This is a genomic window from Labilibaculum sp. DW002 (genome assembly GCF_029029525.1).
Lineage (GTDB): Bacteria > Bacteroidota > Bacteroidia > Bacteroidales > Marinifilaceae > Paralabilibaculum > Paralabilibaculum antarcticum.
This window is the reverse complement of sequence record NZ_JAKJSC010000002.1, coordinates 413,095-429,330: the sequence shown is the minus strand read 5'-3', so window position 1 is coordinate 429,330 and position 16,236 is coordinate 413,095. Positions and strand designations below refer to the sequence as shown.

Sequence of the window (16,236 nt, the reverse complement as noted above, 5' to 3'; positions counted from 1 at the left end):
AATCCAATTAATTCGTTCGCACAAAGTGCTTACATATTAAAATTTCTAAGTTTTATTTCAGTCAATACTTTCTTTGTATAAAGAGGAAAATCATTGTTCATGATCCAACCATAGTAACCTGGTTGCTCTTTTAAAACCTCCTCTACAGCTTTACCTTTATTTTTACCAAAGTTAAACGTCTCAACCCCTTTCTTATCAAACACAATCATGCCTGCAAAATCGGCATTTTTATTTTGAGTCGAGAACTTCGATAAATAATCAATATCATTCTCTAGCTCCTCATACTTGTCAAGCTGAGATTTTAAGACTTCATAAGTTGCTACAGTATCGGCTTCAGCACCGTGAGCACCTTCAAGATCTTTACCACAGTAAAATTTATATGCTGCAATTAAAGTACGCTGCTCCATTTTATGGAAAATTGTTTGCACATCAACAAACTTGCGCTTTCTCATGTCAACATCAATATCAGCACGAAGAAATTCTTCTGCCAATAAAGGAATATCAAATCGATTTGAATTGTATCCGGCTAAATCACAACCTTCAATATACTTAGCAATAGTCTTACCTATTTCCTTGAATGTCGGTTCATCTTTTACATCCTCATCACTAATACCATGTATGGCCGATGATTCTTTGGGAATAGGAATAGTTGGATTTATACGGTAAGTTTTAGTTTCCTCATTGCCATTGGGGCTGATCTTTACGATAGCAATCTCAACAATTCGGTCTTTTGATACATTTAAGCCCGTTGTTTCTAAATCGAAGAATGCAATCGGGTTTTTCAAATTCAATTTCATGGTTTGCGTATGAAATATTAGCTTATGCTACAAAAATATAAAACCCAACAGAAAATTAGATTCTGCTGGGTTTATTTTATTTTTTAATCATCTTTTCTTCTTTATGCATTGATCATCATTGGCATTAATAACATCAATACATCCTCATCTGCATTTTCGTTATCGTATGGTAAGAATAAACCTGCACGAGTTGGGTCAGACAATGCAACCACAACATTAGCTGAAGATATATTCTGAAGGATTTCCAAAAGGAATACTGATTTAAATCCGATCTCTAAAGCTTCTCCTTCGTACTGACACATTAATTTCTCGCGAGCTGAAATAGAGAAATCGATATCCTGAGCTGAAACAACTAATTCATTTTGGTTCAATTCAAACTTGATTAAGTTACTCGCAGGGTTTGAGAATACAGATACACGCTTAAGTGTATTATATAGCTCAACACGATCAATCGTCAATTTGAATGGGTTATTCGTAGGAATAACAGAACCATAACTTGGATATTTACCTTCAACTAAACGACAAATCAACTTGTAATTAGAAAGTGTGAAAAATGCATTCTTATCATCAAACTCAACCAAAACCGGATTCTCCTCTTTTGGAAGAATGTTACGAAGCAATGAAGCAGGCTTCTTTGGAAGAATAAATGAAGACTCAACTTCTGAACGACCATCAAGACGCTTGTAACGAACCAACTTGTGAGCATCAGAAGCTACAAAAGTAAGGTCATTATTATTCAACTCGATAAAAATACCATTCATTACAGGACGAAGCTCATCATCAGCAGTAGCAAACAAAGTTTTGTTTACACCTTTCAATAGCACTTCACTAGCAACAGTAATATTTACAAGATTTGACTCTTCTCTTTCTGGTAGTTTAGGAAAGTCTTCGCCATTCTGACCAACGATACTAAACACACCATTTTCTGATGTAATTTTTACCGCCAAGGAGGTCGAATCAACTTCGAATGTTAATGGTTGCTCAGGAAATTCTTTTAAAGTATCAGTTAAAATTTTTGCCGGAAGAGCAATTACACCTTCTCCTTCAGAAGCATCCAATGGAATTGTTGTAATTAAAGTCGTTTCCAAGTCAGAAGCAGTTGCTACAAGCTCACCATCTTTCAATTCAAATAGAAAGTTATCTAGAATTGGAAGCGTATTTTTGTTACTAATAACACGGCTAATAGCTTGAATGTGTCCTAAAATCTCAGTACTTGATACTACAAATTTCATTTGCATAATATTTAAAAATTAACCAATAATTCAATTTTCAACCCGTTTACCTTTTCCATTTTAGGAATGTGATTTAGGGCAAATAATAAGTGGTGAATATACAAATTTATTAGGTAAACTTGATCTTCTTCATTCAAAAAACGATAGCAATTCAGATAAACAGAATCACTATTTAATTGAAGGTAGGCAATTTACCTTAAAAAAACATATTTGCACCATGGTAAAAATCATAACAAAATAAAATATTAGATCGCGAATCGATTCTAAACTTTCATTTTTGGTGATGGCAAAATTAATATTTATCAGGAGAAATCTAGTTACTAGAAGACGCAAATTTTCGCTTTCGAAGATAAAAGCGGATAATACCAAAAATAAGTAAAAAAATAAGAGGTAATAAAACATTAACTAACTGCCAAAATAATCTTTCCGAACGAATTTTTGTTTTGTCTAGCATTCGCAATTTCACTTCTCTTGATCTTAACTCCATCCACCCACTATCGTCGCATAAATAATCGATACAATTAAGTAAGAAACTACGATTTCCATATGTTTTTCGTGAATATCTATCGTATCCCAAAGCCTCAATCTGTCTGTTATTTCCAGTTCCTCTAACTCTGTTCTTAATCAAATCACCATCAGAAATTACAATCATTTTAGTTGGAGTGCTTTCGCTTTTAAACTCACTTTTGTTGATTCCTTTCCAAATTCGATTCTGAAAAACTGAAGGAAATTCACCTTCCAATAAAACAGCAATATTCTTTCGTCCAGCAGGGAAATCGGAAGCATCCATCTTTCGATTTACAATATCTAAACTGATTGGTTTTGGTACTTTTTCTAATCTGGTGTAATCCGACGTCATCAATAAAACCTGTTTTCTGATTTTCTTATTATCACCCACGAAATCAATTGAATTCGCGAACTCTGCTTTTACTACATTCAATTTTCGAGTAATTGGATGCGAATCGGGGGCTGCCAACAAAGGAGAATAATACCAAGGTGCAGGCGTAAACTTAGCAGGCTGACCAGGCAATGCTGTTTGAACTGGAATCAACTGACTGTGAACATCCATCACCAAATCGGGATTAATACGAACGCCATATTTGAACAGTTGATCTTCAAAATTTAATGGTTGATAAAAGGCCATCGTAGTTTCCTTTGTTACCAAACTATCCATTGAGGCACGAACCTCATCAACCAACCACAACACACTTCCTCCATTCATCACGTACTGGTCGATGTGATATTTATCTTCTCTTGAAAATTCATTGCTAGGCTGTGCAATTACCAAAGCTGAAAAACGATTTCTCTCTCCATTTAAATCCTGTGCCTTTATTCTTTTCACCTCATAACGCTGCAAAAGAGATGCTGTAAAATCGGCTACTTCATATTCGCCCAATTCGCCATGACCAGTAAGAAAAGCAATTTCTTTAGGTGCAGTATTCTGAAGCATTCGAATCGCAGAAGTCAATTCAAACTCTAAAGTTTCAATCGAATGATTTAAATTCTGATCAGCGGATAAGCCTGCTACACTTTTCAATAAATGAACACTTGTTTCTTTTGCTCTGTCGTGAATGATTATTCCAGGAACAATTAGCTTTTGTTTCAAACTTCCATCGGTAGTTTTCTCCTGCAAATTGGTTGGTTTCAATCCGCGATCCACCAATTCTGCAAATAGCTCTTTTCGCTTTTGCGGATTTGCCACATCATTCGGGTTGATTAAAACATAAGAAATCTTCCTGTTGGAATAGGTAGACAATTCATCTATCATCTCCAAGCAAGCTTTCTGCAATTTTGTAAATCCGTGAGGTAAATCACCGGCAAGGTAAACCTCTAAAAACAAATCTTTTTCTAGATGAGAAACTAAGTTTTTGGTGTTATCCGATAGGGAATATCTTTTTTCGGAAGTTAAATCCCAACGAAAAAAATACACTTGTAAAACTTGAATGACAATTACTAAAGCTAATATTGAAATTAGTAATTGAGAAAGGTCTTTTAATTTTCTATTTTTCACCATATCTATTTTCAATTACCAATTTCTACTTTGTAGTACTGTTCTTGTTATCAACAAAAATGAGATGATTACCCAAAAAAAGTAAAGTAAATCTCTTGAATCAATAATTCCTCTTGAAATGGAACGGTAATGCTCATTTATTCCCATTGATATAATAAAGCTCTGCACTGATTTCAGACTGCTTAAATCTCCTAAATAATCGAAACCAATATAAAAAAAGAAGCAAGAAATTAAGGCTAGAAGAAATGCAACAATCTGGTTATCTGTAATTGAACTAGCAAATACACCAATTGAAACATAAACAGCTGCCAATAAAAACAGGCCAATAAAAGAACCCCAAAAAGCACCAGAATCAACACTCCCCACTGGGTTACCCAAATAATAAATGGAATAATAGTATACCAAGCAAAATAGCAATGAAAATACGACCACAAGTAAACCTGCAAGATACTTCGCCAATACAATTCCCATATCTGAAATTGGCCGAGTTAAGAGCAATTCAATAGTTCCCTGTTTTCGTTCTTCGGCAAATAATCGCATGCAAACTGCGGGAATCAAGAACAAATATATCCATGGAGCCATTTCAAAAAGCACATCTAAATTGGCATATCCTGTTTCTAATGGATTTGAGTTGCCTGGAAAAACCCACACAAATAAACCTGTGGAAATTAAAAATATCGAGAGAATAAAATATCCGGTAAGAGAACTAAAAAAAGTTCTTATTTCCTTACGAAGTAGTGGCAACATATATCTGGTTCTGATTAAAAATCCTTATCCTACAAATTTGCAAAATTATTCCAGTTGAAAAAACACTTTGGTAAATCAATTTACTTACATAAATTTGATCCGTAATTACAAAATACGATTAAAAGTACACTAATCTTTATGATCTGTTCTAAGTTAACATTTTAACAAAGGTCATTAATGAATTCAAGCTGTTAAAATGAAAATTCGTCTTCTATATATCATCCTCTTTTTTTCTTGCCATAGCTTATTTGCTCAAGAAAATAAAGATATCATTACATCAACAGTCCGATATCATTACGGAGCTGTTTTATCTCATCACAAATCCATTAGCTATTTGGTTAATGATCAGATATCAGCTATTGAATTGAATTTAGGATTTATTCCTTCAACAGAACGAGTTTGGTCGAGATTATACAAACAGCCAGAAATTGGATTGGGATTGTATCATGGTAGTTTAGGAAATGATAAGATATTAGGCAATGTCACTGCAATTTTTCCATATATCAACTTTCCTTTAAAAAGAGGCAAACGTTGGGCATTCAACACTCAAATGGGTTTTGGCCTTGGAATATCAAGAAAACACTTTGATCCAATTGACAATTATACCAACCTTGCCATTGGAACAAAATTCAATGCTTTTTTCAAATTACTAGCAAACGGAAGCTATTCCATAAATGAAAAATGGGGACTTAATGGTGGTATTGGATTCAATCATATTTCCAATGGCGCAATCAGTGCTCCTAATAAAGGATTAAACCTTTTAACTGGAACTGTTGGCGTACAATACAATTGGAATGATAAAATCCCATATAAGGGATTGCCAAAATTTAAAGCCGTAAAACTCAGAAATGAATTATCCGTAATTTGGGGAAACGGAATCAAACAAGTTTCAGAAAAAGATCATCATAACTATTACACTTCAAGTTTAAGCGGGAATTATTCTATCGGAATCAATTCAAAACAAAGAGTAGGTTTAGGTATTGATTTTTTCTACAATAAAGCTGCGAATAGAGGTAAATGGGATTTTGATCCAGAAACAAGTTTTAAAAATCGATTTAGCCAAGCATTTTTCATTTCTCATGATCTTGCAATTGAGAAATTTAGTATTATTGCAAATATTGGTATTTATACTTTTTACAAAACAACTCCTGAAAAACCAATCTATACAAGATTAGGACTAAGATACAGGTTTGGTGAACATCTTGTGACAAGCTTATGCCTAAAAGCTCACATGGGAAAAGCTGATTTTATTGAATGGGGAATTGGTTATCGAATAAAAAGAAACAAGAATGAAAAATAAGCTTTCTATATTCATATTGCTGCTAGCGGTACTTTGCTCTTGCGATGCTCTAAATCCTTTTGAGGAAGAAGGAGAATACATTGAAAAGAGAATTGATTTACCTGGTATTTCAGGAGTTCAAAACAACAATATCTTCAAAATAATATTAGTTGAAGATGATGACGAATTTGTTCTTTTAAAAGGTGGAGAAAATATTATTTCTAAGGTGTCCATTCAAATTAATGAACAGAATGTAATCATTGACCATTCTCATAAAAATATTTTTACCAACTACGATCAAATCGTAGCTGAATTCCATTTAAAAGAATTCAAAAAAATTGCAACTGAAGCTCCTTCAAATTATAGCACTCAAGGAACAATTAGCGGAGATATATTGGATATTGATGTTACATCGGCAAGTGAATTGGTAGAAATGAATCTTAGTTTAAATTACAATTCTCTTGATTTTCATACTTACGGAAGTGTTGCTGGCGGTTATGAATTTTCCGGTTTTTGTCTTGATGCTAAATATGTATTAATTGGCATTAGCAATATTAAAGCATCTCGCTTACAAACAAGCAATACCAATTTAATTCAAAATGGAATTGGTGAAGCTCATATTTGGGTTGAAAAGAAGCTGAATACCACAATTTACACCAGCGGAAATATTTATTACAAAGGAAATCCGGAAATTACCATTAAGCGAGTGCAGGTAAACAATCAAAGCCCTACCGCTAGGGTAATACCTGAATAAGTTATCTCTGTAGATCGTTATAAATCATCTTAGCAAAACGAGCTGATGCCCCTGCTCCACCTAAATGCTCATTTAGCAGTTGGTAATTATGAAGCATTTCACTTCGGTAATCTTCTTTAAAAAGAATTTGATTCAACTCTTCGGTAATCATCTCCTTATTGCAAGTGTGTTGGATTAATTCTTTTACGATAAGCTTATCCATCACCAAATTAACCAAAGAAATATATTTCACTTTCAACAATCGCTTACCAATTGTAAATAAGAGCTTACCACCTCCTGTTAGGTAACAAACCACCTGAGGGATTCTGAGTAATGCAGTTTCGAGTGTAGCTGTTCCCGAAGCGACCAATGCAGCTTTCGATTGTTGCAATAAATCATAGGTCTGATTATAAACGAAACTCAGTTTACTACCTTTTGATACGGAAGCATAAAATTCTTTTGTAATGGAAGGTGCAGCAGCCACTACGAATTGATAATCAGGGAAACGATCTACAACCTGAAGCATAACCGGCAAAATACGTTCAATCTCCTGCTTTCTACTACCTGCCAATAAAGCAATAATAGGTTTTTGTGATAATTGATTTCTTTCTGCAAAATGATCAAAGCTTTCATCCTTATTATCACGATCTTCTATGGCATCTAAAAGAGGATTGCCTCCAAAACTCACCTCATAATTGTGTTTTTTATAAAATTCGGTTTCGAAAGGGAATATGGTAAACATACGATCGACATGTGCTTTTATTTTCTTCACACGTGATTCTTTCCAAGCCCAAATCTTTGGAGAAATATAGTAGTGCACACGAATACCATGCTTCTTAGCAAAGGCTGCCATTCGCAAATTAAAGCCCGGATAATCGACCAGAATTAATACATCAGGAGCAAAAGCTAACAAGTCAGTTTCACATAGGGTGAAGTTAGCTCGAATTGTTTTCAGATTCTTCAACACCGTAACGAATCCCATAAAGGCCGTTTCACGGTAATGCTTCACCATCTCCCCTCCTTGTGCCTGCATCAAGTCGCCACCCCAAAAACGAAACTCAGCTTGTGTATCTTCGTTTTTAAGTTCTTTCATTAGGTTTGAGGCATGAAGATCACCAGAAGCTTCACCAGTTATGATGTAATATTTCATTTTTTAATTAGATATGAGATGTGAGATATGAGATGTGAGATACAAAAAGAGCAACAATTAATTCTCTAGAATCTCAATCCTAATATCTATAATCTACTTTATTACATTCCAATGCGGAACAACATAATGGCTAAAGAATAAAGAATAGTAGCTAATAATACTCCTCTTGCTGCTTTTAACCAATCCATTTTTATAAACAGAAAGAAAAAAGCAATATTTCCGAAGTACACTCCTAGTGCCAATACCTTTGTATAAATTCGATGCACAAATAAGCTATCAATAAAAGTTTCCATGCTCATCTCAGCCTGGAATTTTATTAAATAAACCAATAGAATAGATAAAATTGGAACCAATATTCCGATTACAGTACCTACAGGGGTAAGATTTATCTTAGACTTCATAATCCCATTTTTTTAAATCAGATAATAGGCTGTGAGCTGTCATATCAATTTGTGTAGGAACAACCGACGTGTATCCATTTTGGATTGCCCACTCATCCGTTTCTTCTGCATTTGGTTCTGCATTTTTAAAATATCCCGTAAGCCAATAATAATCACCTCCAAAAGGATCTTGCCTGTGATCAAATTCCTCTTTCCATCGACCATCTGCTTGTCTACAAACACGTGTTCCTTTAATTTCTCCATCAGGAAAATTCACATTTAAACAAACACTAGTTGGCAAACCATTCTCTACTAAATTGGTAAAAATCTTACGTCCATACTTTACAGATTCTGTAAAATCAGCATCAGCTGCAAAAGTATTTAATGAAAAGCCAATAGAAGGAATTCCATTCAAACATCCCTCAATGGTTGCCCCCATGGTTCCTGAATACAGAACACTTACAGAAGTATTGGCACCATGATTAATTCCTGAAACTACAAAATCTGGAGTTCGTGGCAATATTTTATTCAAAGCGAGCTTTACACAATCAACAGGAGTTCCCTTGCAAGAGTATATATGAAGGTTTTCTTCGTCTCTTACCTTTTTAATTCGAATCGGAACCTCAACGGTAATGGAATTTGATTTACCAGAATTCGCACGGTTTGGTGCTACTACATAAATATTTCCAAAATCCTTTACCATTGCAACCAAAGCCTTTATTCCTTTTGCATTTAGACCATCATCATTGGTAACAAGTATAATTGGTTTTTCAGTTTTTTCGCTCATATTTCTGATTTGATAATTGTACAAATATATTCGAATTCGGGGCAATAATCAATTTCCGCAGATGATAAATATTACAATCAATGATAAAGAACAAAGAAATTAACCACAAAGTTGACAAAGGATATCACGAAGAGCAGAAAGGTTTATAATGATTTACATGATGACACTACTAAAAAGAACCACAGAGGCACAGAAAAAACAGGAAGAAAAAAATCCTTTTTGCACCCCTTCGCCTGTTGGCACTTCCCCTACAAAGGGGAAGAATTAAATATTATCCGTTGTAATAATCTGGAACAAAACTTCACTAAAGGTTTTCTCCTCTTCTTAGGGGAGATGTCCACAAGACAGAGGGGTGTATCTTTGCAATCGTAACACCAAACCATTCAACAATAGGTTGAGGCAAGAACCTTAAAAAACTTAAGTATTTTAAGCACATTACTTACTTGGTACTTGGAGGTAAAATTCCTACTTTTGTAAGCTTGAAAATAGATGGCGCTCAAGCTGTTTATTCTTCTTTTGAAATTGAAAACTATCTGAAAAAATATACATATAATGAAGATATCGTACAAATGGCTGAAAGACTACATAGATGTAGATTTGACGCTTGCTGAAATGGATGACATTCTAACTCAAATTGGACTTGAAGTTGGTGGTATTGAAAATATCCAATCTATTAAAGGAGGCCTGGAGGGTCTTGTTATTGGAGAAGTTAAAACTTGTGTACCTCATCCAAATTCAGATCATTTGAGCCTTACAACTGTTGATGTTAACTCGGGTGAGTTACTTCCAATTGTTTGTGGTGCAAAGAATGTTGCTGCCGGACAAAAAGTGGTTGTAGCCACAGTGGGAACCGTTTTATATGATGGTGATGAAGAATTTACCATTAAGAAATCGAAGCTTAGAGGTGAGCCTTCTATGGGGATGATTTGTGCTGAAGATGAAATTGGTTTAGGTCAAGGTCACGATGGCATTATGGTTTTGAATGGCGACGCTGTTGTTGGAACTCCTGCTAAGGAATTCTTCAACGTTGAGGATGATACTTGTATTGAGATTGACTTAACGCCTAATCGTATTGATGGTGCCGGACACATTGGTGTAGCTCGCGATTTAGCAGCTTACCTTAAGCAGCAAAAAGATATCGACTATAAGATTCCTTCAGTGGAAGATTTTAAAGTTGAAAACACAAATACTGCTATCGAAGTTGTTGTTGAGAACGAAAAGGCTTGTCCTCGTTACTCGGGTGTTTGCATTAGCGGCGTTAAGGTTGAAGAGTCACCAGAGTGGTTACAAAACCGTTTAAAAGCGATAGGTCTTAAGCCAATCAATAATCTTGTTGATATTACCAACTATGTGTTGTTCGAAACAGCTCAACCTTTGCATGCTTTTGATTACGCAAAAGTAAAAGGTGGAAAAGTTGTTGTGAAAACATTGCCTGCTAAAACCAAGTTTACAACTCTTGACGAGGTAGAGCGTGAATTGCACGAGAACGACTTGATGATTTGCAACGATGAAGCGCCAATGTGTATTGCTGGTGTTTTCGGAGGTATCGAATCTGGCGTGAGTGAAACAACGACTGACATTTTCCTTGAATCAGCTTATTTCGATTCAGTATATGTTCGTAAAACAGCTCGCCGTCAAGGCTTAAATACCGATGCATCTTTCCGTTTTGAGCGTGGAACAGATCCAAACAACACGGTATATGCTTTGAAAAGAGCAGCTCTATTAATTAAAGAAATTGCTGGTGGAACAATTTCATCAGATATTATCGATATTTATCCAAACCCAATTGCAGACTTTAAAGTTGAAGCTAATATTTCAAGAATTGAAGGCTTAATTGGAAAGAAAATTGGCAAAGAAACCATCCTAAATATTCTCGAAGCTTTAGAAATTAAAGTTGATAAAATTGATGGCGATCAAATGAGTTTATTGGTTCCTCCTTACCGTGTTGATGTAACACGTGAGGCTGATATCGTAGAGGAAGTTCTTCGTATCTATGGTTTCAATAATATTGAGGTTCCTAATAAGGTAAATGCTTCGTTGAGTTATGCACCAAAACCAGATGAGCACAAACTTAAGAATATGCTTTCGGATATGTTGACTTATGGTGGCTTCAACGAAATCATGAACAATTCACTTTCTAAATCCAGCTATTACGAAGGATTGGAAAGTATCGAGGAGAACCATACTGTTCGTATTAAGAATCCATTGAGTTCTGACTTGAATGCGATGCGTCAGTCGTTATTGTTTGGTGGTTTAGAAGCTATCGCTTACAACATCAATCGTAAGAATGCTGATCTTAAGTTTTACGAGTTTGGTAAATCATACCATCACTTTGTGAATCCGGAAAACGAAAACCCAGTTGACAACTATTTCGAAAAAGAACATTTGGGCGTTTTCATGTGTGGAAACAAAACATCAGCAAACTGGAATCTTAAGGAAGAGCCAACATCTTTCTTCCATTTAAAAGCTTATACGGAAAATCTTCTTAAACGTTTAGGTTTCAATATTGAAAAACTAAGAATTAAAGAAACTGAGAGTGATATCTTTACCGAAGGTTTAACTTATGGTGCTAAGAAAAAGGTTTTAGTTGAAATGGGTATGGTTAGTGGTAAAATTCTAAAGAGCTTTGGAATTGAGACTCCGGTTTATTACGCTGATTTCAAATGGGAGACTTTATTAGCAGAATCGACTCGAAATAAGGTTAACTATGTACCTATTGCTAAATACCCTGCTGTTAAGCGTGACTTGGCTCTATTGATTGACAAAAGCGTAAGCTTTGCAGAGATCAAAACCATTGCTTTCAACTGTGAGAAGAAGCTATTAAAATCAGTTTCGCTATTCGATATTTACGAAGGTGAGCAATTGGGTGCTGATAAGAAATCATATGCTGTTAGTTTCATTATTCAGGATACTGAAAAAACATTGACTGACAAGCAGATTGATAAAATTATGCAGAAGCTAATCAAAAGCTACGAAAAGCAATTAGGAGCTGAGCTTCGTTAATTGTACTCAAATATTATTTAAAAGCCGACTTCTTTTTAGGAGTCGGCTTTTTTATTGAAGATTATTAATGGTACAAATATTGAAGGCATCTTTTACTACTTTTAACAGGAACAAATCATTAACAATTATCAGAACAAAATGAATATAGTAAAAAACGTTGCCATAGCGAGTTCTCTCTTTCTGTTTTTTGCTTGCAGTAAAAGTGATGAGAAAAATACCAATGTATGTGGTTCTGATGATCTGTTGGAGCAAATAGAATCTCGTAATTTTAAAATGGGCTTTACCAGCTGGAATTATGGTCCCAACATATCGGATATTGATGATACCTACCAGTTTATTGCTGAGAATGCTGATATCTATACTGAACACCTCGACTTCAAAATACCTTGGAAGGCTTGGATAAACGAAACAGAATTGCCCGAAGAATTCACAAATATTATTCAGAACAAGCTCTCAAAAAAGATTCCCGATCATCAATTATTGCTCTCTGTTAGCCTGCTAAATAACAATCGTAACGATTTACTAGAGGATTTTGATGGCACAATTCCAGATTACACTTCACTAGACAATCAGCACATAGAAGATGCCTATTTCGATCATTTAGAATATTTGATTGGTCAGTTTAATCCTGATTATTTGGTAATGGTGATTGAAGCGAACGAACTACTCTTGCATTCTACCGAAAAATGGGAACAATACAAATTACTGATGAGTAAAATCAGGCCACGAATAAAAGCCGCGTATCCAAACTTAAGAACTAGTGAGTCGCTAACTTTGCACAATTGGTATCAGGCTGAACCAACTGCAAACATTTCAAAAATCGGTGAGTACGCAAAAAACATGGATTTTGTAGCCATTAGTTTTTACCCATACTTTAAAGATTTACACAATAAAGATGATTTTCAAAAAGCATTTGACTTTCTACATGCACAAACCGATAAACCAATTGCCTTTGTGGAAACAGCTCATTTGGCAGAAAATCTGCAAGTTGATGGATACGACATTTTTATTGAAAGCGACGAATGCCAACAAAAGGAATATCTGGAAACACTGCTCTTAAATGCTTACAATCAAGATTACGAATTTGTAATCTGGTGGGCACACCGCGATTATGACAAGCTGTGGGAGACCTTTCCAAATGAGGTGAAAAACTTAGGGAAGCTTTGGAAAGACACGGGTTTGTTAGATGAAAATGGCAAAGAAAGACCAGCACTTGAAACTTGGAAATCGATATTTAATAAATGATTCCATTTAATAGTTGAATTCTCATTCCCCCTACCTTTCCTACTTTAACATTTACTTAACGATTAAAATTTAATACCTGCAGGTATTTTTATTACTTTGCGCTTCGATTTTTAATTAAACACAAAGAAATGTCAGTATTTAGTTTTGGAGAATATGTTGATGGAATTAGCTATAAGGTTCTAAATGAAAGAGAAGTTCGTGCAACAGCAGGCCTTTTGTTCTTCACCATTTTGGTTACCTTAATAGCAGCAGTATTTTTTAAGAAGTACGCTCCTATTCCCTACGTATCTGGGTTTATCTTGATCAACTTTGCCATTAGTGTTTTTATCAATCCTAAATACGCACCAGCAAATGTGATAGCTCGCCTTATAGTGCTTAAACAAGAGCCGATATACATTGGTGCCGTGCAGAAAAGATTCGCCTGGAGCTTAGGTTTAACACTTGCAGCCGTTGTCTTTTTCCTATCCATCCCATTGCAAGCTGATGCTACATTATTCGAACCAGTTTGTATGCTTTGCCTAATTTGCATGCTACTCATGTTCATCGAAACGGCATTTGGAATCTGTATCGGTTGCCAAATTTATTTTTTAGCCATTCGCTTAAAGCTCGTAAAGCAACCAGAAGTGAAACCAAACTGCATGGGCAACTCGTGCGAAGTATAAATAATAATATATAACCACTACCACAATAATTAAAAGCCGAACTCCTTCTTGGAGTTTGGCTTTTTTCATTAAATGTAGACCAGAAAATCCTATTTACACTAATTCTACTTTGTTTACCAATTGGCTTTTTCTAAATTCGTAAACATCATAAAAATATCCATTACACCTATGAACTTACTCCTAATTTCTGTCGCACCTATAGCTATTATTTTGTTTTACGTTTATTACCGAGACAAATACGAAAAAGAACCGATTCGACTTTTAATAAAGGGTCTATTGGCAGGTATGATTATTACCATCCCCGTTATTTTTGCCGAACAAGCAGTTTCCTCATTCTATCCTCTTTTTCTTAGAGGGCAAATTGGTTATGCATTTGGCGATGCTTTTTTAGTGGCCGGACTTTGCGAAGAAGCCTTTAAATTGCTAGCAGTTTATTTATTGGTTTGGAAAAACCCAAACTTTAACGAACGATTCGATGGGATTGTTTATGCGGTTTTTGTTTCCCTTGGATTTGCCTTGGTAGAAAACATCCTGTATGTATTTTCTAACGGAATGAGCACAGGTATTTCAAGAGCTTTTACTGCGGTTCCTGCACATGCCATGTTTGGGATCATGATGGGCTATTACTTAGGATTAGCAAAGTTTTCCAATCAGAAAAAGAAAGGATTATTTGTCTTGGCATTCCTTGTTCCTTTCTTCTTTCATGGAGTTTACGATTTTATATTAATGGTAAATATTCAATGGGTATTACTTTTCTTTTTCCCATTTTTAATTTACCTGATGTACAAAACAAATGGTAATATGAATGAATTAAAAAGCAAATCCATTTTTAGGTATCGATAAATTAGATCATCAAAACAAGATTGATAAAAGCCAACTTCCCTAAAGGAATTTGGCTTTATTTTTTACTAATAGAATCTAGAAATAGGATTGAATAAGTTTCATTTTATATCTTACACTACAAAGAAATAATAAGGTAGAAACATGGCAAAAATAACAGAATCACTCTCCATTCAACAAGCTCGCAAATTAGTCCTGCTATCGCAAAAAATACCTCCAGCAAAAGCATCAGGTACTGCTCTATCAGCAAGCCTATCGGCAATTGAGCATCTTGGTTACATACAAATTGATACCATTTCTGCTATTGAGCGAGCTCATCATCATACCCTTTGGAATCGTAACCCTCTATATCAAAACACTCATCTGGATCAATTGGTTGCCGATAAAAAGGTATTTGAATATTGGTCGCATGCTGCAGCTTACTTACCTATGCGCGATTATCGTTTTAGCTTGCCACGCAAACGAGCCATTGCAAATGGTGACGCAAAACACTGGTTTAAGCGTGATGCAAAACTAATGAATTCAGTTTTGAAACGAATTGCCGACGAAGGTCCGCTAATGGCCAAAGACTTTGACCAAACCGGCAAGAAAAAAGGAGAATGGACAACAAAACCAGCTAAGCAGGCCTTGGAAAACTTATTTATGCAAGGCGATGTAATGATTGGTTCCCGATTAAATTTCCACAAGGTTTATGAACTTACAGAACGTGTATTGCCTGATGATATTAATACCAATATCCCAAATGAAGAAGAACACCTACGTTTTTTAATTAACAGATATCTGGAAGCAAACGGACTAGGACAAGCAAGCGAAATTGCCTATTTATTAAAAAACACGAAAATACCGGTTCAAGGCATGCTTCAAGAAATGCATTTATCTGGAGAATTAATGCAAATAATTGTCGGTGAAAATAAATATTACACCTTAGCCAATTCCTTAGAGTTGCTAAACAAACCACTGGCTCGCAACAAACTTAATATACTTTCCCCATTCGATAATTTGGTCATTCAACGAAAGCGATTAAAAACTCTTTTTAATTTTGATTATCAGATTGAGTGTTATGTTCCTGAAGCGAAACGTCAATACGGATATTTCTCTTTACCTATATTGTGGAATGGCAAATTTGTTGCCCGTATGGATTGTAAAGCAGAAAGAAAAAATAACATCTTACATATAAATCATATTGCCCTAGAAGACAAACTGACTAAAACTGAAGATTTTGCTTATTCATTAGTCAAAGAGTTACAATCTTTTATGAAGTTCAACAATTGCAACAAAGTACAATTATACAAGACTACTCCTTCGAATTTCACACCAATTTTAAACGATCTAATCAATAATATGGCCACTTAAAATAAGAACTGCCAGCA

Annotated in this window: 14 protein-coding genes; 7 read left to right on the top strand and 7 right to left on the bottom strand. The window is 35.0% G+C overall.

All coding sequences use genetic code 11. From position 1 onward, the window contains the following. Positions 1–29: 29 nt before the first annotated feature. The 4 genes from L3049_RS13450 to gldF all read right to left on the bottom strand — a co-directional run bounded on the left by L3049_RS13450 (position 30) and on the right by gldF (position 4,787). A complete protein-coding gene (locus L3049_RS13450) occupies positions 30–797 on the bottom strand; it encodes a 3'-5' exonuclease (RefSeq protein WP_275110332.1) in 768 nt (255 codons plus the stop codon). A 101-nt stretch (positions 798–898) separates the two neighbouring features. Next, complete coding sequence (dnaN, locus tag L3049_RS13445; protein ID WP_275110331.1) at positions 899–2,029, bottom strand: DNA polymerase III subunit beta; 1,131 nt, start codon at positions 2,027–2,029, stop codon at positions 899–901. A gap of 313 nt (positions 2,030–2,342) precedes the next feature. After that, a complete protein-coding gene (gene gldG / locus L3049_RS13440; RefSeq protein WP_275110330.1) occupies positions 2,343–4,043 on the bottom strand; it encodes a gliding motility-associated ABC transporter substrate-binding protein GldG in 1,701 nt (566 codons plus the stop codon). A 12-nt stretch (positions 4,044–4,055) separates the two neighbouring features. Next, complete coding sequence (gldF, locus tag L3049_RS13435) at positions 4,056–4,787, bottom strand: gliding motility-associated ABC transporter permease subunit GldF (protein WP_275110329.1); 732 nt, start codon at positions 4,785–4,787, stop codon at positions 4,056–4,058. A 196-nt stretch (positions 4,788–4,983) separates the two neighbouring features. On the opposite strand from gldF, the gene L3049_RS13430 reads away from it, so the two are divergent. Both L3049_RS13430 and L3049_RS13425 read left to right on the top strand, forming a co-directional pair. Further along, positions 4,984–6,087: an acyloxyacyl hydrolase gene (locus L3049_RS13430; RefSeq protein WP_275110328.1), complete on the top strand. Its 1,104-nt coding sequence runs from the start codon at positions 4,984–4,986 to the stop codon at positions 6,085–6,087. Then, positions 6,077–6,820 (top strand): GIN domain-containing protein, encoded by a 744-nt coding sequence (locus L3049_RS13425; RefSeq protein ID WP_275110327.1) that lies wholly within the window; start codon positions 6,077–6,079, stop codon positions 6,818–6,820. Before L3049_RS13430 ends, L3049_RS13425 begins: the two co-directional genes overlap by 11 nt. Position 6,821: 1 nt before the next feature. Here L3049_RS13425 and lpxB read toward each other — a convergent pair whose 3' ends face one another. The 3 genes from lpxB to surE all read right to left on the bottom strand — a co-directional run bounded on the left by lpxB (position 6,822) and on the right by surE (position 9,116). Next, positions 6,822–7,949 (bottom strand): lipid-A-disaccharide synthase, encoded by a 1,128-nt coding sequence (gene lpxB / locus L3049_RS13420; protein ID WP_275110326.1) that lies wholly within the window; start codon positions 7,947–7,949, stop codon positions 6,822–6,824. Positions 7,950–8,050: 101 nt separating this feature from the next. Then, positions 8,051–8,350, bottom strand: coding sequence for a hypothetical protein (locus L3049_RS13415; protein ID WP_275110325.1), 300 nt, complete (start codon positions 8,348–8,350; stop codon positions 8,051–8,053). Beyond that, on the bottom strand, positions 8,340–9,116 hold the full coding sequence (gene surE, locus L3049_RS13410; RefSeq protein ID WP_275110324.1) for a 5'/3'-nucleotidase SurE: 777 nt from the start codon (positions 9,114–9,116) through the stop codon (positions 8,340–8,342). The genes L3049_RS13415 and surE overlap by 11 nt, the downstream gene beginning before the upstream one ends. A 552-nt stretch (positions 9,117–9,668) precedes the next feature. Between surE and pheT the strand changes: the two genes are divergently transcribed. The 5 genes from pheT (at position 9,669) to L3049_RS13385 (ending at position 16,219) form a co-directional block, all read left to right on the top strand. Continuing rightward, positions 9,669–12,119, top strand: a complete 2,451-nt coding sequence (gene pheT / locus L3049_RS13405; RefSeq protein WP_275110323.1) for a phenylalanine--tRNA ligase subunit beta — start codon at positions 9,669–9,671, stop codon at positions 12,117–12,119. A 138-nt stretch (positions 12,120–12,257) separates the two neighbouring features. Next, on the top strand, positions 12,258–13,364 hold the full coding sequence (locus tag L3049_RS13400; protein ID WP_275110322.1) for a glycosyl hydrolase 53 family protein: 1,107 nt from the start codon (positions 12,258–12,260) through the stop codon (positions 13,362–13,364). A 128-nt stretch (positions 13,365–13,492) separates the two neighbouring features. Then, positions 13,493–14,026, top strand: a complete 534-nt coding sequence (locus L3049_RS13395; protein ID WP_275110321.1) for a DUF4395 domain-containing protein — start codon at positions 13,493–13,495, stop codon at positions 14,024–14,026. Positions 14,027–14,194: 168 nt separating this feature from the next. Then, positions 14,195–14,869: a PrsW family glutamic-type intramembrane protease gene (locus L3049_RS13390; RefSeq protein WP_275110320.1), complete on the top strand. Its 675-nt coding sequence runs from the start codon at positions 14,195–14,197 to the stop codon at positions 14,867–14,869. A gap of 141 nt (positions 14,870–15,010) precedes the next feature. Beyond that, the gene (locus tag L3049_RS13385; protein WP_275110319.1) at positions 15,011–16,219 is read left to right on the top strand and encodes a winged helix-turn-helix domain-containing protein; all 1,209 of its coding nucleotides are present in this window, start codon (positions 15,011–15,013) and stop codon (positions 16,217–16,219) included. Positions 16,220–16,236: the final 17 nt, after the last annotated feature.